This window comes from Microtetraspora sp. NBRC 16547 (assembly GCF_030268965.1).
Lineage (GTDB): Bacteria > Actinomycetota > Actinomycetes > Streptosporangiales > Streptosporangiaceae > Microtetraspora.
The window spans coordinates 39274-56782 of the sequence record NZ_BSSE01000040.1 but is presented as its reverse complement, the minus strand read 5'-3'; the positions used below and the strand labels follow the sequence as shown (position 1 = coordinate 56782).

Annotated in this window: 19 protein-coding genes and 1 pseudogene; 8 read left to right on the top strand and 12 right to left on the bottom strand. The window is 68.4% G+C overall.

The features are described from left to right. Positions 1-326 (top strand): TetR-type transcription factor C-terminal domain-containing protein (locus tag QSK17_RS33235; RefSeq protein ID WP_502889339.1); only part of this gene is annotated, 326 nt, incomplete at its 5' end. A gap of 215 nt (positions 327-541) precedes the next feature. Here the strand turns inward: QSK17_RS33235 and QSK17_RS33230 are convergent. Continuing rightward, positions 542-859 (bottom strand): hypothetical protein, encoded by a 318-nt coding sequence (locus QSK17_RS33230; protein ID WP_285710072.1) that lies wholly within the window; start codon positions 857-859, stop codon positions 542-544. A 49-nt stretch (positions 860-908) separates the two neighbouring features. On the opposite strand from QSK17_RS33230, the gene QSK17_RS33225 reads away from it, so the two are divergent. Further along, positions 909-1046 (top strand): hypothetical protein, encoded by a 138-nt coding sequence (locus QSK17_RS33225; RefSeq protein ID WP_285710070.1) that lies wholly within the window; start codon positions 909-911, stop codon positions 1044-1046. A 96-nt stretch (positions 1047-1142) separates the two neighbouring features. Next, positions 1143-1556: a DUF6157 family protein gene (locus tag QSK17_RS33220; protein WP_285710069.1), complete on the top strand. Its 414-nt coding sequence runs from the start codon at positions 1143-1145 to the stop codon at positions 1554-1556. Between the two features lie 31 nt (positions 1557-1587). Here QSK17_RS33220 and QSK17_RS33215 read toward each other — a convergent pair whose 3' ends face one another. From QSK17_RS33215 to QSK17_RS33205, 3 genes are all read right to left on the bottom strand, one after another. Further along, positions 1588-2136 carry a YceI family protein gene (locus QSK17_RS33215; protein WP_285710067.1) on the bottom strand — a complete coding sequence of 183 codons (549 nt, stop codon included), beginning with the start codon at positions 2134-2136 and terminating at the stop codon, positions 1588-1590. A gap of 23 nt (positions 2137-2159) precedes the next feature. Then, positions 2160-2420, bottom strand: a complete 261-nt coding sequence (locus tag QSK17_RS33210; protein ID WP_285710064.1) for a GntR family transcriptional regulator — start codon at positions 2418-2420, stop codon at positions 2160-2162. A gap of 187 nt (positions 2421-2607) precedes the next feature. Continuing rightward, positions 2608-5028, bottom strand: a complete 2421-nt coding sequence (locus tag QSK17_RS33205) for a putative Ig domain-containing protein (RefSeq protein ID WP_285710061.1) — start codon at positions 5026-5028, stop codon at positions 2608-2610. A 401-nt stretch (positions 5029-5429) separates the two neighbouring features. On the opposite strand from QSK17_RS33205, the gene QSK17_RS33200 reads away from it, so the two are divergent. Both QSK17_RS33200 and QSK17_RS33195 read left to right on the top strand, forming a co-directional pair. Beyond that, positions 5430-5825 (top strand): ArsR/SmtB family transcription factor, encoded by a 396-nt coding sequence (locus QSK17_RS33200; protein WP_285710059.1) that lies wholly within the window; start codon positions 5430-5432, stop codon positions 5823-5825. Next, on the top strand, positions 5758-6240 hold the full coding sequence (locus QSK17_RS33195; protein WP_285710057.1) for an SRPBCC family protein: 483 nt from the start codon (positions 5758-5760) through the stop codon (positions 6238-6240). Before QSK17_RS33200 ends, QSK17_RS33195 begins: the two co-directional genes overlap by 68 nt. Before the next feature lie 84 nt (positions 6241-6324). Here the strand turns inward: QSK17_RS33195 and QSK17_RS33190 are convergent, their stop codons facing one another. Together QSK17_RS33190 and QSK17_RS33185 are read right to left on the bottom strand one after the other, a co-directional pair. After that, a complete protein-coding gene (locus QSK17_RS33190; RefSeq protein ID WP_285710056.1) occupies positions 6325-8103 on the bottom strand; it encodes a bifunctional metallophosphatase/5'-nucleotidase in 1779 nt (592 codons plus the stop codon). 377 nt (positions 8104-8480) lie between these two features. Then, positions 8481-9044, bottom strand: a complete 564-nt coding sequence (locus QSK17_RS33185; RefSeq protein ID WP_285710054.1) for a TetR/AcrR family transcriptional regulator — start codon at positions 9042-9044, stop codon at positions 8481-8483. 95 nt (positions 9045-9139) lie between these two features. On the opposite strand from QSK17_RS33185, the gene QSK17_RS33180 reads away from it, so the two are divergent. Beyond that, the gene (locus tag QSK17_RS33180) at positions 9140-9958 is read left to right on the top strand and encodes an SDR family oxidoreductase (RefSeq protein ID WP_285710052.1); all 819 of its coding nucleotides are present in this window, start codon (positions 9140-9142) and stop codon (positions 9956-9958) included. 28 nt (positions 9959-9986) lie between these two features. Next, on the top strand, positions 9987-10139 hold the full coding sequence (locus QSK17_RS33175) for a hypothetical protein (RefSeq protein ID WP_285710050.1): 153 nt from the start codon (positions 9987-9989) through the stop codon (positions 10137-10139). Here QSK17_RS33175 and QSK17_RS33170 read toward each other — a convergent pair. From QSK17_RS33170 to QSK17_RS33145, 6 genes and pseudogenes are all read right to left on the bottom strand, one after another. Beyond that, on the bottom strand, positions 10114-10539 hold the full coding sequence (locus QSK17_RS33170; protein WP_352231886.1) for a hypothetical protein: 426 nt from the start codon (positions 10537-10539) through the stop codon (positions 10114-10116). The genes QSK17_RS33175 and QSK17_RS33170 overlap by 26 nt on opposite strands. Before the next feature lie 188 nt (positions 10540-10727). Beyond that, on the bottom strand, positions 10728-12110 hold the full coding sequence (locus QSK17_RS33165) for an alpha/beta fold hydrolase (protein WP_285710047.1): 1383 nt from the start codon (positions 12108-12110) through the stop codon (positions 10728-10730). 176 nt (positions 12111-12286) lie between these two features. After that, on the bottom strand, positions 12287-13258 hold the full coding sequence (locus QSK17_RS33160) for a DUF2079 domain-containing protein (protein WP_352231885.1): 972 nt from the start codon (positions 13256-13258) through the stop codon (positions 12287-12289). 35 nt (positions 13259-13293) lie between these two features. Continuing rightward, positions 13294-13701 (bottom strand): annotated as a pseudogene (locus QSK17_RS36345) (DUF2079 domain-containing protein); the annotation flags it as partial. A gap of 496 nt (positions 13702-14197) precedes the next feature. Next, the gene (locus tag QSK17_RS33150; RefSeq protein WP_285710078.1) at positions 14198-14614 is read right to left on the bottom strand and encodes an LLM class flavin-dependent oxidoreductase; all 417 of its coding nucleotides are present in this window, start codon (positions 14612-14614) and stop codon (positions 14198-14200) included. Positions 14615-14646: 32 nt separating this feature from the next. Beyond that, positions 14647-15801: an RtcB family protein gene (locus QSK17_RS33145; protein WP_285710040.1), complete on the bottom strand. Its 1155-nt coding sequence runs from the start codon at positions 15799-15801 to the stop codon at positions 14647-14649. A 372-nt stretch (positions 15802-16173) separates the two neighbouring features. Here QSK17_RS33145 and QSK17_RS33140 point away from each other — a divergent pair, with 372 nt between their 5' ends. Next, the gene (locus QSK17_RS33140) at positions 16174-17352 is read left to right on the top strand and encodes a cytochrome P450 (protein ID WP_285710037.1); all 1179 of its coding nucleotides are present in this window, start codon (positions 16174-16176) and stop codon (positions 17350-17352) included. Positions 17353-17509 lie beyond the last annotated feature (157 nt).

The window sequence follows — 17509 nt, the reverse complement described above, 5'->3', positions numbered from 1 at the left end:
CCGGCCAGATCCCCGAACACCTCCACACCCGCCAACTCGCCGAAGAAGCCGAATACGGCAAACTCTGGCGAAACCTCCTCCGCGACCTCGACAAGGCCGGCGAACTCCGCCCCGGCCTCGACCCACGAGTCGCCCACCTCCTCATCCTCGGCGCCCTCAACTGGGCCGCCGAATGGTGGAACCCCAAACGCGACACCTTCGACGCCGTCGTCCGCAACGCCCAGTCACTCATCCGCCACGGCCTCAGCGCCAGATCACACCTGACCGAACCCGACGACGAAACCGGATCACCCCAACCGCGGAAGCGCACCCACCGGACCCCGTGACCTCATGGTCCTTTCCGTCACTTGGATGTCCGGCGCGCGTCTGTGATGGGCGGGCGAGCGCGTGTGACGGGCCGTGGTGGACGCGTGAACACCTCAGCCCAATTTCGCCACCGTTTGCCCCAATGAGTGGATTCGTGGGAAATGACGGGTTCCGCATGATTAACGGTCGGGTAGGGGGTCGCTGACCAGGGCCGAACGCGAGCCATCACACGCATTCATCGAGGTGGGGACCAGTGACCACATCCGCCGAGCACCGTCAGCATCCGGGGCACCAGCATGTCCACGGGCCCGATTGCGGGCACGTCGCCGTACCACACGGCGATCACGTCGACTACGTCCACGACGGCTGCCTGCACCGCGCGCATGGCGATCACGTCGACGAGTGCGAGCTTGCCTCCCATGTCCCGCACGGGGAGCACGCGCACCAGCACGGTCACGCCTGCGGCCATGTGGCGGTGCCGCACGGCGATCACGTGGACTACGTCCACGACGGCCACCGCCACGCCCTCCACGAGGGGCACTGGGACGAGCACTGAAATCGGTTGGACGCGATCCCCAGCCTGAAGGCTGGGGATTCAGCCCGTGCCACATCATGCGGCGTATGGCCGCCACTTCGCCAGGATCGACCGGTGGCTCCCTTCCTCCAGGCTGTGCCGCGAGGGCATCCAGGACTGGGTCGAGGCCGGTCTGCCCGTCGAGTCCCCCACCACGGCGTCCTGAGCCGCCGGCCGGGTTCACATCGACACGCGTCCCGGCTTGTGGCACCGTTCGATCGTCCGCCGGCACGTGGGCGGGAAGGTCACGACGGAGGGTCATGTGAACGACATTGAGACATTCATCGTCATCTCCGACGACTGCCCCGCCGTCGAGGGAACGGTGCCGCCCGAGCGGGGCGGGAAGAAGACCATCGCCCGCCTGCAGTACGACATGATCATCGAGGCGCCGTACGCCTACACCGAGGAGGAAGTGCTCTTCATGTCGAAGATGCGCTCCCAGGGCGTCACCGACGAGGAGCTGGCACGCGACCGCGAGGCGCTGTGGGCGGGGTTCTTCGCCAAGCCCCAGGCGTGCATGCGGGCGTCCAGCCTGCCCAAGAGGTTCGGATGGGGCGTGCATTTCGACAAGGAGGGCAAGGTCGCGATCTACCCCGTGGAATCCGCCGAGTACGCCGAGCTGGCCACCAGCGGGGAGGTCAAGGTTGTGAAGGGGATGCGGTCGCGACGCGCCTGAAGCCGGGCGTACGGCGCCTGCCCGCCGGCCCTCAGGCGCCGGGAGCGAGAGCGACGTCGAACTCCACGCCGACCTCGTCGCTGAGCCTCAGCGTGCCGAAGAACGCCGAGTAGGGCCGGATCCCCCACCTGCTCTGCACCACGGTCGTAGAACCGCGCACCCGCCCGTCGGCCGCCCGGCCCTCCATGGTGACGGTACGGGTGACCCCAGCGATGGTGAGGTCGCCCTCGACGTGGAACGACTCGACGGTGCCGTCGACCCGTGACGACCGGAACGTGATCGTCGGGTGTTCCCGCGCGTTCAGAACCTTGTCCCGCAGGTTCCGCACGATGTCCGCGCGGTCGGAGTCGCTGAGCGGCTTGATGCCGCCGGTTCCCTCTCTGACCTCGATCGACTCGACATCGACCTCCACCGTGACCGAGGAGCTGGCCGGGTCCGCCACGGTCGCCTCTCCGCGCCATCGCGTGGGCTCAAGGGTGAGATCGTGGCCGGCCTTCGCGCCCAGCCCGGCGCGGGTCGTCCTGATGAGGAGCCGCCCGGACTCGGGACCGATCGTGTAGACACCAGGCTCGATACCCATATATCCACACTAGTCGTTGGGCGTCAGCCGCCGCCGGTCTCCTCGGCGCGGGAGGACACGTAGGCCCCCTGGTCGGCGAGGATGTAGACGAGACCCTCGTCGCTGAGCTCCTGGATCGCCCGGCGCGCGTCCTCAGGCCGCACGCCGTACGACCGCTGGAGGCTCTCCACCGAGGGAAGCGGGCAATCCGGTTCGATGTGGCCGCTCAGGATCTGGTCGCGGAGGATGCCCGCGAGCTGCCGGTGCACGGGCACGGGGCCCTCGTGCTCGATCCTCGTGGCCACGACCCGTAGATGTCCGCCCCGGACGCGTTCCCACGTCCGAAGCGGCAAATATCCGGCAATGTTCTGATACGTCCCGACTCAGCCCTGTCCGCGAAGAACGTATCTTCCACATCTTCGCCTCTCCCGGCCGCTTCGCCGGGCCGGGAGAGCGCATCCCTCGATCGGGTAGGGCGAGCCGTCATGTGCCTCAGGAGGCGGAACCGTTCGCCTTCCCGTTGCCGCCGCCGTTCCCCTTGTCTCCGCCGTTCCCGTTCCCGTTCCCGTTGCCTTGCCCGTTCCCGTTGCCACCGCTGTTGCCGTCGTTCGCACCCGAGGGGGTGATCTTGATGGCGACATGCTGGACGGCGGCCGGATCGACGCCGTTCGTGGCGGTCACGGTGAAGGCGGCCTGCCCCGGCTTCGCCGGCGTGCCCGAGAGCACCCCGATCGCGCCGTCAAGCGTGAGCCCCTCGGGCAGCCTGCCCGCGGTTACCTCGAAGGTCGCCTTCGGGAACGCCGAGGCGGTGAAGGTGTGGGCGTACGCCCGGCCGACCTTGCCTCCTGCGGGAGCCGGGGAGGTGATGGCCGGCGCGCGGTGGAGTTCGCTCTCGTCGCTCACCGGCACGAACGGCGTCTCGCTGTCGCCGGTCCACCGGTGGAGCGTGATGTCGGCGGTCTGCTTCCCATTCTGCGAGCCGTTGCGCGCGAGGTAGAAGAGCCCGTCACCGAGCGACTCCATCCCCACATCCGCCTTCTGGACCCAGCCGCGGATGCCGGTGGGCTCGTGGGTCCGCCCGTCCTCCGCCAGCGCGATCAGGAGGCCCCGGTCTCCACCGGTGCCGACGAGTTCACCCAGCACGGGTTTCGTCGTGGCGTCCACCGCGAAGAGCGTGTAGTTCGGGAAGGCCGGCTTCGCCCCCGCGTACACGCCCATGAACCAGCGCCCCAGGAAGTCGTCGTACTCCAGGTTCTGCACGCCGTAGGTGGTGTTCCCGGTGCGCACGAAGTACTTCCCCGACACGCTCTCCGGGCCGCTGTGGTGGGGAGCCGTCTCGACGAGCGGCTTCTCGTAGCGGGCCCAGTCACTGATGTCGTACTGCAACAGCACCTGGTGGTCGTTGTCCGTGCGATTGAGGTTGGAGTAGACGCCGTAGGCCACCGTCAGGTATCGCGTGCCGTCGGTCCTGCCGAACTTCGGGCCGAAGCTGACGCCGTCGATGCCGCTGCTGCCGTAGCGGTGGTCCGGGGTGTTCGCGGTGTCCCCGTCGAAGACGCCGTTGCCGTCCATGTCGGCGGTGAAGTCGGCGACCACCTCGTCGAGGTAGACGGTCCGCACGATGTCGGAGTTCTGCGCCTGCATCCCGATCTCGTCAATCGCGTCGACGTCGATGACCGCGATGTAGAACGCCTTCTGCGCCTTGTATTCGAGCGAGCCGTAGACGCGGCCGTCGGCCTCGTTGAAGTCGAGGTCGCCGAGGTGCCCCGTGAACCCGCCCACGGTGCCGATGACGTTGCCCTCGAGGTCGGTCTTCACGAGCAGAGTGGTGAACGAGTAGTAGATGTAGCCGTTCGCCTGGTCAACCGCGATGCCCTGCACGTGCCCGGCGTTCCAGGCGCCGCCGCTGAGCGTCCTGCTGAAGCCCTTGATCTTGGGCACGCCCGGTGACGCGTTCACGCTCGCGGGCTCGCCCTTCTTGCCCTCGCTGTTGACGGCGCGCACCCACAACGCGTACGCGCCGGGCGTGAGGCCCGTGAACGTGTGCGAGGTTCCGGCCGCCGGAGACCACGTCAGGCCGTCGGCGGGGGCCCCGGCCGCGCCGACCGCGACCTCGTATCCCGTCACGGTCGCGGGCGCCCCGCCCGGCGTCCTGCCCGCGTCGGCGGGTTCGGACCAGGTCAGCGTGGCCTGGCCGTCCTTCTGCGAGACGCGCAGTCCCCTCGGCGCGCCCGGCGCGGTCGCCTCGGGGGCGAGCTTGGTCACCTTGATGTCGTCGAAGGCGACTGTCGCGTTGTTGATGACGAGGCCGAGGGTCCCGTTCGTACGGAACAGATCGTTCGTGGACAGGTACGCGACGCCGTCGATCGACAGCGTGGCCCGGGTTCCGCGTACTTCGAGCGACAGCGCGTGCGTCTCGTTCGTGTTGAGCGCGATGCCCGCGGCGGCGGTGACCGGCGACGTGTACGATCCTCCGGCCGACTTGTTCACCGCGTATTCGAGACCGTTGCTCAGCTTGGTGTTGCTGCGCACCACGAACACCGAACCGTAGTCCGCGGCACCGTGGAAGTCGGCTGCCAGGTTGAGCCAGCGGGAGCTGTCCGTCACCCGCAGGAAGTTCGCCGTGGCCTCGAGCCGGTAGTTGTCGTAGCTCGTCCCGAACGTGACGCGAGCACGCTGGCCGTTCACGGACGTGCCTTCGAGACGGCCATCCCTGACCTGCCAGGCGCCGAGGTGGCTGGTCCACCCCGCGGGAAGTTCCCCTGACGAGAAGTCTTCGCTGAGGACCACCGTGTCGGCCTGATCGGCGTCGGCCGCCAGGACCGGCGCGACGCCGAACCCCAGTGTCGAGGCGACGACGATCGCCATCGCCGCCACTCCCCCAAGACGGCGCGCCGTCGTATTGCTACACACGCAGAACTCCTTCGGAACCTCGCCCGGACCGTGGCCAGGGCGCTGGGCCACCGTGACCGCAGGCGGTTGATCAACCGCCTGCGCCACAGTGCCCGGGTCGGCTGAACGCGAGCCGTCGCCACAGCGACCGCCCACCGACGAAGCCGACAAGATCCGATGTGATGCGAGCCGTTCAGGGCCTGCACCAAAGTTGGTCAGAGCCATTCGTTGATGACGGCGAGGTCTCCGCCTCACCGCCGACGACCTGGCAGAGCTGTCGGGCCGGTCGCGGGGCCGGAGCGTGGCCACCGAACGGCTCGGCTGACGCACAGCATGAAGCAGCGCTTTCAACCACAGGGTTGACGGATGGTGACCTACGGCCTACAGTCCTTTCAGCCATTGAGTTGAAACCGGAGGGGGCGATGACCGCGGACGCGCTTTCCCGAGTCTTCGCCGCCCTCGCGGATCCGACCCGGCGCGACATGGTGGCCCGGCTCTCGGAGGGCGACGCGACCGTGAGCCAGCTGGCCGAGCCGTACCGGATGACGCTGCAGGCCGTCTACAAGCACTTGCGGGTGCTCGAGGACGCCGGGCTCGTCAGCCGACCGCGAGGGCCGCAGCCCCGGCCGGTGCGCCTGGAGGTCCAGGCCTTCGACCTGATGGACACCTGGATCGAGCGCCACCGGGGCCGCGTCGAGCAGCGCTACCGCCGCCTTGACGCCGTCCTGGCGGAGATGAAGGGAGACGAGCATGAACAGGATCACGGAGACGATCATCGAAGCCGACCCGAGGCTGCCGATCATCCGGACGACTCGTGACTTCGCGGCAACACCCGAGCAGCTGTTGCGCGCCCACACCGATCCCGCGTTGTTCGCCCAGTGGGTGGGCCCCAACGCCCCGGCCACCCGGATCGACCATTGGAACGCGTGTACCGGCGGCAGCTGGCGGTACGTCTCGGTGCACGACGGCACGGAGTACGGGTTCCACGGCTGCTTCCACGAGGTACGGCCGGACCGCATCGTGCAGACCTTCACGTTCGAGGGCGATCCCGACGGAGTCGCGCTGGAGACGTTGTGGTTCGAGGACCTGGGCGACGGCCGTACGCGGCTGCGGACGCAGTCGCTGGTCGACAGCTTCGAAGGCCGCGACGCGTGGCTGCGCAGCGGCATGGAGGTCGGTGTCGACGAGGGTTACGCCAAACTGGACAGGATGCTCATCGATGGCGCTGTCTGACCGCCCCGCCGAGCGGCATCGGCAGGTTGAAAGGCCCGCCGGAATGACCAGCGGGCCTTTCTCAATGATCGCGGTGAACGCCTGTCACTGGATGGCGGTCACCCGGTCGAGTGCGGGCGGCGCGACCGTCTCGCTCTCCGCCAGATAGGCGCGGAACGCCTCGTAGTCGCGGGAGCCGCGCACCGGATCGGTGAACCCGGTGAGCGCGCTGAAGCCGTCCGCCCCGATCAGGGTGTAGGCGAGCCCCGCCACCCGGTAGGTCCGCCCGGTGTCGAGAGGAACGCCGTCGATCAGCACGTCGGCGGGGTTCACCCGGTCGCCCACCGGCTTGGATGCGTCGTAGGAGTAGCGGACGTTGCCGGAAACGGCGAGCGGGCTGAACCGCACCGTTCCGTCGGCCTGGGTCTGCCACTGCTGCTCCAGCGCCTGCTCGATCTGGAGCCCGGTGAGCGACACGGTGAGCACCGGGTTGGCGTATCCGTAGGCGGCGCGGGCCTCACCGAACAGGACGGTTCCGTCGCTGTCCGCCGGATTGGTGCCCTTGGCGAAGCGCAGGTCGCCACGCAGGCTGTTCGAGCCCTTCAGCGGCGCCGTGGCCACCAGCGCCAGGTCCGCGCCCCCGCCGGTCCGCTTGGCGTCCGCGTATTCGACGTCGGCGATGAGGTTGCCCAGGGTGCTCTCACCGTTAGCCGCACGTGCCCGGGTGATGTCTCCGCTGATCTTGCCGACGGGACGGGCGGACGTCTGGTCGGTCCGGGCCATCCAGTAGTCGACGAGCTTCACCATCGCGGGGTCGGCCGTGACATCCCGGGTGACCGGGTGGTTCACCGAGGTGATGGAGGGGCGGATCACGTCACCGGTCTTCGGGTCGATCTTGAGGTTGATCTCGTTGATCAGACGCCCGTGGTTGGCCGCTTCCACCACCAGCCGGGGGTTGCCCTCCGGGTCGGGGATCATGCAGTTGTTGAACAGCGCGTGCCAGTGCCCGGTGACGATCGCGTCGATCTCGGGTGAGGCCTCCCTGGCGAAGTCGAAGACCGGGCCGAACGGCTTGTCGTTGCACCGGTCGTAGATGTCGCCCGCGGACCCGCCTTCGTGCACGTTGGCGATGATCGCCTTGACACCCCGGCGCTTCAGCTCCGCCGCGTACTTGTTGGCGGTCTCCACGAGCGGCAGGTTGTCCAGCTCGGGCTGGTAGGACGTCGAACCGTCAACCGTGGTCGGCGTGGTCAGGTTGATGAAGCCGATCGGGACGCGCTTCTTGCCGGCGTTGACGTACTTGATCACGTAGGGCTTGAGCACCGGCTTGGTGTCACCCTTACGGGTGATGTTCGCCGAGGAGATCGTGTAGTCGGCGCCGTGGAACTTGCGGCCGGTGGAATCGGTGAAGCAGCTGTCCACGTCGACCTGGCCGAAGCAGATGCCCCTGCCCATGTGCTTCTGCAGGAAGTCGAGCGAGATGTCCAGTTCGTGGTTGCCCACCGCCGTGAACTCCACGCCGATCGCGTTGAGGAACTCGACGGTCGGCTCGTCCATGTGGAAGGAGACCTCGTTGGGCCAGCCGCTGAAGTCGTCGCCGGTCGTGAACGTGATGGAGTTCTGGTGGCCCTCCCTCAGGTTCTTCAGGTGCGTGGCGATGTACGGGGCGCCACCCACCACGATGGTCTTGCCCTGAGCATCCTTGACGGTGCCGTTCGCCGCGTCGTTGTGCGGCCGCAGGTAGCCGTGGAGGTCGGTGATGGAGAGGAGCTGGACGTCGATGGGAGGCCCTTGCGCATCGGCGGTGGCCGCCGGCACGCCCGAAAGTGCGGTGAAGGCCATGGCCGCTGTGGCTACCGCCCAACGCCTGAAGCTGGTCTGCACGCTCTTTTCCTTTGCTGATCCGTGCTTGGTCCTGGGGGATTCGATCAGCGTCGGGTGACTTCCAGCAGGCGAATGATCGCCTTGCAGGTGACGATCAGGAGGCCAGGCATGCCTGTGCCCCGGGTGCCTCCAGCCGGGAGGCACCCGAGTCAGGTGGAAGGCGAGCGAGCCGTACGCGAGGCGAACCTCGGTTCGGAGATCACGAAGCTACGGCGAGCCGCAAAGTAGGCACATCAGCGATATCGGCGGGTGGGCCGTGACCGGCGTATCCGGCCGATGTCGGATGGAGAGGCGTGGTCAGCGAGCGCGACGGCGGGCCACTGGGTCGTGCTCGGCGGTGGTGCGGACGGGATTTTTGCCCCTTTACGCCGGCGACCCTAATGAGGGTCGGGGCGTTCGCCAGTGAGGTAGTTCTGGATGGTCGGAGACAGCCAGGCGATGACCTCGTCGTCGGACATGGCCACCGCCGGTGGGAATCTCAGAATGTAGCGGCACAGCGCCATCCCGAGCATCTGGGAGGCCACCAGCGCCGCCCGGGTCTGCGCCTGGCCAGGGTCGCCGACCAGATGGATGATGAGCGGTCCGAGCTGGGCGGCGAAGACGACACGGGTCCTCTCGGCTGCAGCTTCATTGGTCACTCCGGTGCGCAGGAGAATCTGCAGGGCGTCGTCGACTTGCCAGCGAGTGAGGAAATGCCTGACCAGGGCGGTGCCCACCTGGTCTCGCGGAGTCGCGTTCAGATCGGGCAGGTCCAGGTCGAACTCGGCCGCGGCGGCGAAGAGCCTGTCCTTGTTGCCGAAGTAGCGCATCACCATCGAGGGATCGATGTTGGCGTCGGCGGCGATGGCTCTGATGGTGGCCTTCTCATACCCGTCGGTGGCGAAGCGCTCGCGGGCGGCGGCCAGGATGGCCGCCTTGGTGACTTCTGCCGGTCTCCTCATGCCTACAAGTGTAGGCCAACATCTGTTGACTTCGGGATACCGGTCAGCGATAGTTATGCCAACGGCTGTTGGCAATGCTATCGAAGGGGCCAAAGATGTCCAAGACTGTGCTGGTCACCGGCGCCTCCACCGGAATCGGCCGGGCCACCGCCCTGCTGTTGGCGCGCAAGGGGTTCACCATCTACGCCGGAGTGCGCAAGGACGCCGACGGGGAAGCGCTCGGCCCCACCGTTACCCCGATCACGCTCGATGTCACCAACCCTGACCAGATCGCCGACGCCGTCGAGCGCATCGGCCACCTGGACGCGCTGGTGAACAACGCCGGCATCGGCGTCACCGGACCGATGGAGTTCGCCTCACTGGACGCGCTGCGTTGGCAGTACGAGGTCAACGTGTTCGGCCAGGTAGCGGTCACCCAGGCCATGCTGCCCCTGCTGCGCGCCTCGCGCGGCCGCGTGGTCACCGTCGGCTCGGTGGGCAGCTGGATCACCCTGCCCTTCGGCGGCCCGCTGTGCTCCTCCAAGCACGCCATCCGCTCGCTCAATGACGCGCTGCGCATGGAGGTCAAGCCGTGGGGGATCGAGGCGATCCTCATCGAGCCCGGCTCCATCCACACCGACGCCGTCGACAAGCTCGAAGGCGAGGTCGAGCCGCGCCTGGCCTCGCTCGGCGAGCAGGGCAGGCGACTGTACGGCGATGCCTACCGGACCATGGTCGCCGCCGGCCTCAAGCAGGAGCGCGCCGGCTCCAGCCCCGACGTGGTCGCTCGCGCCGTCCTGCACGCCCTGACCGCACGCCGCCCCCGCGTCCGCTACCCCGTGGGCAAGGGCTCCCGGCTGATGAGCGCCCTCGGCCGTTGGCTGCCCCAGCGCGCACTCGACACCCTGCGCATGCGCGCACTCGGCCTGTCTTGAACACCCAGCGCTTCCTGAGGAGACCACAATGACGCAGCAGCAGCTCGCCGGAGCCGACGGCCTCGCGCAACTCGACCCCGTCTTCGCGCAGATGGCCCTGAGTGCGGGCCACAACCTGTGGGGCCTGCCGAACCTGACCACGCGCGAGAAGGCCTTCATCTGTGCCGCAGATCGGCCTTGACCCGCCATAGCAGTTGCGCCCCCGATGCCGACGCGTCCCGCCAGTCGTCGAAGGAGTAGAAGTTGCGATCCGCGACCAGCAGCATGTCCTCATCGAGGTCGTCCCACAACTGGCGGGCCAGCGACTGCTCACCCGAGCCCTTACCGGTGCCGACACCGCCGATCGCTGCGGCGAAGTAGGCGTGTGAGGCGCACTCGGCCAGGGCGACCACGCGGACCTTGGGAAACGCCGACCGCTTGTCACCCGAGCCGGCGTACCCGAAGAACACGGCGTTCTCCCTGCTGTCGGGGATGTCCCATTCCATCCCGTCGATGGTCACCAGCCGCCAGGTCCCCAGGAACGCCCCCGGTGTCAGCATGTCCGCGACAGGCTGGGCGACCTGCGCAAACAGCTGTTTCATTGGCTCGGAGCCGAGACGTTGCCGGGCCTGGGTGATGCCACTCGATCCGGGGCCTCCCAGGCGGTGTCCCAGCAGTCGGTCCAAGAAGCGAGCGTGTCGGTCAGCTGGGCCAGGACCTCTTCGTAAGCCGGGAGGCACCCGGGCCAGGTACTCCTACTGCTGCTGATCGCGCGGCGGGGAGCCTTCTGTCAGCACGTCACCGTGGCCGCGGTGGAGAGCACGCTGTCGGTGAAGTAGCGGTTGATGTGGTCGCGGGCGCAGGAGTTGACACCGTAGAGCGTGTGGCCGGGGCCCTCGTGGCGAACGGTGACGCTGCCCGGCACCTGCTTGAGCACGCGCTGGACCGCGTCGGACTCGCCCCAGGCGCCCGCGCCGAGTATCGGCGGAATGCCCTTGGGCAGCGGGGCGGGCGGGTCGGTGACCGGCACCGGCCAGCCGACGCAGCCGAGGGTCCCGGTCGCCATCGTGTTGGCTGTCCCCGCGTCGGGCGCGACCTTGCGCACCCGGGCGATCAGCGACTCCAACCCGGCGCGGCTGGAAGGACGGGGCCAGTCGAGGCATTCGGTGACGCCGGTCGACTGGTCGGGGTAGCGGAGGCCGCGCTCGGGGATGAATCCGGAGGCGTCACCGGCGGCGGCCGCGCGGATGTCCCGCGCCAGCTTCGGCCATGCCTCGGCGCCCTGCCTGGCGGAACCGACCGCGAAGGCCTGGAGGTCGCGGCCGTCGTACGCGATGCTGGACTTCTTGGCCGGGATCGGCCTGCGGTCGGCCTCGGCGATCAACTTGCGCCACTTCCCGGGCACGTCGCGGCACTTGCCGGCGGCGGCACACCAGTCGAAGAACCGCTCGATGGCCTGCTGGTTGCTCCTGGCCATCTCCTCCAGCTCGCCGGCCCAGTCGGCGGTGCTGTGGTGCCATGTGCCGTCGAGCACCATCGTGCGCACCTGGCCGGGGAAGAGCCGGGCGTAGTCCTGCCCGTAGAACCCGGCGTAGGAGGCGCCGTAGAAGTTGAGCTTGGCGCCACCGAGCGCCTTCCTGATGGCCTCCATGTCCCTGGCATTGTCGGCCGAGCTCATGTTGGCGAAGAGCTCGGGATCCTTGGCGCGGCAGGCCTCGGCGTAGCCGCGGTTGGCGTCGGCGAGCCGACCGAAGTCGGCGTCGTCTTCGGGGAACTTCGGAAGCGGGAGACGGGTCCAGGTGCACGGCAGGCCTGTGCCGAGGCCACCGAACTGCTCGCCGTAGCCCCGGGTGTCCCAGGTGACGATGTCCATGCGCTCACGGAGCCCGGCCCACCAGTCGACGGACTGGGTGAGGGCGATCCCCGGCGCGCCCGGCCCGCCGTACGCCACCAGGACGGAGCCCTTGGAGACTCCGGTGGCCTTGAGCCGGCCCAGCTTCAGCATGATCGTGCGGCCGTCGGCCTTCTGCCAGTCGACCGGGACTCTGAGGTCGGCGCACTCCATCCCTACCTTGTCGCCCGGGCAGGGATTCCATTCGAGCGGATCGGCGGCCTGCGACGCGTGCGCGCCCGAACCCAGCAGGGTCAGGGCGATGGCGATTGACTTCAGCATGCCGATCACGATCTCCGAACCGGCGCCCCGGCCGCGTCAGACCGTGGTCTGGTTCGGGAGACGGCGGATCAGACCAGGGGATGTCATCCCACCGCGCCTCATCCTCGCCGTCATCCGCGATCCCCGCGGGCCGCGGAACACCGTGCGCGGGGTCTGGATCGCGGACCCCGCGCGGGTCACTTCGAGCAGTCCTGCGGCGTCGTGAGCACCTGCTCCCCGTCAGGGGACGCGGCACGCATGACGACGTATCCGTCCCTGGCGAAAACCGTCATGTATCCGCATCGCCGCAGCGCTTCGACGTCGGCCGCCTGTTCCTGGAGCGACGCGAATATCGGCTGCGGGTTCACGACGTCCGCGATGACCCAGGGAGCGCGTCTCGGCATGTCCCGCCAGATCACCACACCGGCCCGGCCGGTGATGTTCGGTCCGAGCGCGTTGGCCACTTCCACCAGCGCGCCGTCCGGGACGCGCGCGAGGGCGGCTTCGGCGGCCTCCTGACGGGGCGACGGCGAATAGAAGGCCGGTGTGAAGAGCTGGGCGAGCGCGAAGAACGGGATCGAGACCAGGCCCACGGCCAGCGTGCCCCACGACCATACGCGCGGGAAATCGAGGTTCTTCGCGCGAAGCCGGCGCGTCACCGCCTCACTCTCCGCGATTCTCCGGGCACCGTCGACCCCGGCGGCGAATATCGCCATGACGACGGCGGAGTTGTAGTGGAAGCCGGTGCTCCACCAATTGGGGAGATCGGTCGCCAGCATCCGCATCGCCAGCATCGGCAGAAATGTCAGCGCGAAGGGCGAAGCGAACGCCGTGAGCAGGGGAAGCACGGCCAGCCACAGAAGAGTCCCGACCTTCGCGACCGGGCTGACGAAGACGCCGGCCGTCTCCAGCGGATGGAGCAGCATGTGTTGAAGAGCGTCCGGCACGTTCGCGCCGATCTTGCTGTACGCCCAGTATCGATGGGAACTGCCACCGGCCGCGGGAATCACGACCTGCGTCGCGACGGCCGTGTAGAGCGCGCCGAGGACGGCGAGCAGCGATCCCATTCGCCGCCATTCGCGATAGAACAGCAGCGCCAGCCCGAATCCCGCCACCAGGAGCCCGACGTCTTCTTTGACGCACAGGAGTAGAAACGCGACCAGGAGCACGTGCTTCTTGCTGCCCGCCTGCCACCGTTCGAAGAGAGGGCGACAAGAAGCGGCATGAACGCGAATTCATGGAAATGGAACGACGCGGCCTCGGCGATCGGCCACGAGACGAGGTAGGCCGTCGACACCGCGTAGGCCGCCACCGCTCCCATCTGGCGCCGTACGAATACCCACAGCGGGATGGCGGCGGCGGAGAACAGCGCCGCCTGCGCGACGAGGAGCGTCTCCGGGCCGTCGTGGATCCAGTAGAGAGGCGACAGCAGCGCCAGGATCGGCGACACATGGTCATTGAAGATCGAGAGTGGCTCCCCCAGATCGTTCCACTGGCCCTTGACCAGGGATCCCGGTGCCCGGAAGCGCGAGTAGTCCCGCACGACCTGATCAAAGATCACCAGGTCGTAGATCCCCGTGCGGAACCTCGCGAATTTAACGATCCCCAGCACCGAATAGGCGACCGTCGAGAACAGGGCGATCAGGGAAATCGATAATATCCGGCCTTTTCCCACCACGTGACCCCCAGTTACAAGAAAACGCGCACACCCCTCGAGAGAAAACGAGGGACGCACCGCGCTCCGCTACCCGACGCCGCGAGGCTTGTCGCGACCGGCATCACCGCGGAAGCCACCAGGGCTGCTTTCATGCGCATGCGGTGCGCACCACAGGACATGGAAATGCCAAGATTTCCGGTCACGGCGCGCCCTGAACGGACTCTGACGATCCTCTCTGACATCACGCAATCCTTGAGACGATCACGCATATCCGTTATCCACGCGTTACAGCACCATGATCACTGATCGCATCGGGAGCGATTCATTCCGCGATATAAGCCGATTGTCACGGAATACGCGTCATCGTGTTCACCATGTCGAATTCGCCGTCCCACCCGGCGCCCGCAGGGGCGAATCCGCAATCCAGGCGCATCGATGCGCTCCCCGGCGGTCACTCGCACCGCGATTCGTTCCTGGTTCCGAGTCCTGAATCCCGAGTCCCAGATTCCGGATGATCAGGAACCGCCCAGGAATCCGGCCGCGTACGCGTCGAGCACCGGCAGCACGCTCTCCGCCGGCGCGGAGGGACGCCGTACTCGGCGACGGCCTGGAACAGCTTCGGCCCGGACGCGCCGCCGATGAACACCGGAGGCCCCGGACACTGGACCGGCTTGGGCCACGACCAGCTCGGGCCGAACCGGACGAACTCTCCGGCGAAGCAGGCGACGTCGTCCCTCCACAGCGCGCGCATGGCGAGGACGTGCTCCCGCGTGATGTCACGCCGACGCGGCACGTCCACGCCGTGGTTCTCCATCTCGTCGTGGTTCCATCCGAACCCGATGCCGAGGGAGACCCGGCCGCCGGACAGGTGGTCGAGGAGCCGACGACCACAACGACGGCCTATCCCTTGTAGTTGAAGATCTGCCGGAGGGTGTGCTCGACCTCGACGAGGTCCCGCTGATCCTCCATCACCTGATCGATCGACTTGTACGCCTCGGGATGCTCGTCCACGAGCGCCGTCGCGCGGTCGGCGTTCCACGTCCGGCCGGCCATCGCCTCGGCGAGCGACTCCGCCGAGAGCCTCCGTCGCGCCTCGGTCCGCGACATGCGGCGGCCCGCGCCGTGGGAGCACGAGTTGTACGACGACGGGTTGCCGAGGCCGCGCACGACGTACGAGCGGGTCCCCATCGAGCCCGGGATCACACCGTGGTCACCGGTGTCGGCCTTGATGGCGCCCTTGCGGGTGATCCACAGCTCCTTGTTGCGGTGGCTCTCCTGCTGCGTGAAATTGTGATGGCAGTTGATCGTTCGCACCCGGTCGCCCGTGCCGACCACGGAGAACAGCGCCGCGGAGAGCACCGCGTCCATCCGCGCGCGCGAGGCCATCGCGTACCGCTGGGCCCACAGCATGTCCCGGATGTAGGCCGTGAACTCCGGGGTGCCCTGCACGAGGTAGGCGAGATCCGGGTCCTCCAGGGTGATGAAATAACGCGCCATCAGCTTCTTGGCCTCGGCGATGTGCCGGGTCGCGAGCTGGTTGCCGATCCCGCGCGACCCCGAGTGCAGCACCGTCCAGACGCGATCGCGCTCGTCCAGGCACACCTCGACGAAGTGGTTGCCGGACCCGAGGGTGCCGAACTGGCAGGCCGTCGTCTTCTCCTGCTTGGTGGAGAGCTCGGTGTGCGGGCGGCCGATCGCGTCGAGCGCGTCGTCGATCGCGGGATCCTCGTGGCCCTTGCCGACACCGGCGGGGATGCGCCGCTCGACCAGCGGCATCAGCGCGGCCAGGCTGTCGGGCAGGTCGGAGGCGGTCAGGGTCGTCTCGGTCGCGACCATGCCGCAGCCGATGTCGACGCCCACCGCGGAGGGGATGACGGCGCCCTGGGTCGGGATGACGGAGCCGACGGTGGCGCCCAGCCCGACGTGCGCGTCCGGCATCAGCGCGACATGGCCCGGGACGAACGGGAGACGCGCGGCCCGGGCGGCCTGCTCGATCGTGCTCGGTTCGATGTCGGTGGCCCACGAGAGCAGGTTCGGGGCGACCCGGTTCGGCATGATTGATCTCCTTTGCGTCACCGCCCAGTCTGCACCGGCTCCGGAGGAAAGATCGACCCGTTTTCAGCGGTGGCGGAGCCGGGCCGCGCGCCCGGTCCAACCCGCACCCTCACCTGAGGCCGGAGAATCCTCATTTTTCCGGGAACTAACTCGCCCGCCCCAACGACATGTCTTTGTGGGGGTCTTTCATCATCCGCGTATCCGGGACCGGTCGCGCGACGGGAGGGGCCGGATGTCGGAGGCAAGGGCGTCGGCATCACGCGGAGACGACGTGCCGACGGCGGTCGCGACCGCGCCCACGTGCCCGGGAACGCACACTCGGTGCCGAAGCGCTGCCACCGCTTCGGCACTCAAACATTGAGGACCCGACAGATGTCAGAGACGGAATTCCCTCTCGTGCAGTTCATGCGGGAGGGCATGGACCCGGTGCCGGAGCTCGGCCGGATCCGGGCCGAGCAGCCGGTTCATCCGCTGCCCATGCCGGACGGCTCCACGGTGTGGCTGGTCACCAGATATGAGGACGTGCGCGCCGTACTCGGCGACCACGGCAGGTTCAGCAACGACTTCGGCAACGTGATCGCCGCCGGCTCCCAGCAGGAGGACCCGGGCGGGCTCGGCTTCCGCGACCCGCCCGAGCACACCAGGCTGCGCAAGTTCCTCACCCCGGAGTTCACGGTACGGCGGCTGCGCCGGCTGGAGCCCCGGATCGAGGCCATCGTGGCCGAGCGTCTCGACGCCATGGAGGCGGCCGGGGCCCCTGCGGACCTGGTCCAGACCTTCGCCCTGCCCATTCCCTCGCTGGTGGTCTGCGAGTTGCTTGGCGTGCCGTACGAGGAGCAGGCCGACTTCCTGCGTCTGAGCACGGGCCGCTTCGACTTCTCGGCCGGGCCGGAGGCGTCGCTCCAGGCGATCAACGACTCGATGGCCTACCTGCGGAAGCTGGTGGCGCGCGAGCGGGAGAACCCCGGCGACGGCCTGCTCGGCATGCTGCTGCGCGAGCACGGCGACGAGATCAGCGACGAGGAGTTGGCCAGCCTCGCCGACGGTCTGCTGACCGGCGGCCATGACACCAGCACGAGCATGCTCGCCCTGGGCACCCTGTGGCTGCTGCAGCACCCCGACCACCTCGCGCTCGTGCGGGACGGCGACGAGGAGCAGGTCGGCCGGGTGGTGGAGGAGCTGCTGCGCTACCTCACGGTCGTGCAGGTCGCCTTCCCGCGCTTCGCCCGCGAGGACCTCGTCCTGGCTGGGCAGCCCATCGCGAAGGGCCAGATGGTCCTCTGCTCGCTGGCCGCCGCCAACCGCGACCCGAACCTCGGCGCCGACATGGAGACCGTCGTCCCGGACCGTGACGCGTCCTCGCATCTGGCTTTCGGGCACGGCATCCACCGCTGCGTCGGCGCGCCGCTGGCGCGGATGGAGATGCGCATCGCCTACCCGGCGCTGCTGCGGCGCTTCCCCGGGCTGCGCCTCGCCGTGCCGGACGAGGAGGTGGAGTTCAGGAAGATCGCCATCGTCTACGGGCTCGACTCCCTGCCCGTCGCGTGGTGACTGGCCCGGGTTCGCCGTCCCGGGCAGGCGCCCGGGGATGAGGACCGCCCGGGGCCGGAGCATCTCCGGCCCCGGCGTCCCACCGCTCGGGCAGGCCGCCCCGTGTCACTCGGGCAGCGTCGTTCGGGCAGCGTCGTCGGAGTCCGCTCGCGCGCTT

Excerpts from the sequence above, each read along its gene's own strand:
- QSK17_RS33215 (WP_285710067.1), bottom strand. The coding sequence starts at position 2,136 with ATGGGTATCGAGCCTGGTGTCTACACGATCGGTCCCGAGTCCGGGCGG.
- QSK17_RS33200 (WP_285710059.1), top strand. The coding sequence starts at position 5,430 with ATGACCGCGGACGCGCTTTCCCGAGTCTTCGCCGCCCTCGCGGATCCG.
- QSK17_RS33195 (WP_285710057.1), top strand. The coding sequence starts at position 5,758 with ATGAACAGGATCACGGAGACGATCATCGAAGCCGACCCGAGGCTGCCG.
- QSK17_RS33185 (WP_285710054.1), bottom strand. The coding sequence starts at position 9,044 with ATGAGGAGACCGGCAGAAGTCACCAAGGCGGCCATCCTGGCCGCCGCC.
- QSK17_RS33180 (WP_285710052.1), top strand. The coding sequence starts at position 9,140 with ATGTCCAAGACTGTGCTGGTCACCGGCGCCTCCACCGGAATCGGCCGG.
- QSK17_RS33175 (WP_285710050.1), top strand. The coding sequence starts at position 9,987 with ATGACGCAGCAGCAGCTCGCCGGAGCCGACGGCCTCGCGCAACTCGAC.
- QSK17_RS33170 (WP_352231886.1), bottom strand. The coding sequence starts at position 10,539 with ATGAAACAGCTGTTTGCGCAGGTCGCCCAGCCTGTCGCGGACATGCTG.
- QSK17_RS33165 (WP_285710047.1), bottom strand. The coding sequence starts at position 12,110 with ATGCTGAAGTCAATCGCCATCGCCCTGACCCTGCTGGGTTCGGGCGCG.
- QSK17_RS33145 (WP_285710040.1), bottom strand. The coding sequence starts at position 15,801 with ATGCCGAACCGGGTCGCCCCGAACCTGCTCTCGTGGGCCACCGACATC.
- QSK17_RS33140 (WP_285710037.1), top strand. The coding sequence starts at position 16,174 with ATGTCAGAGACGGAATTCCCTCTCGTGCAGTTCATGCGGGAGGGCATG.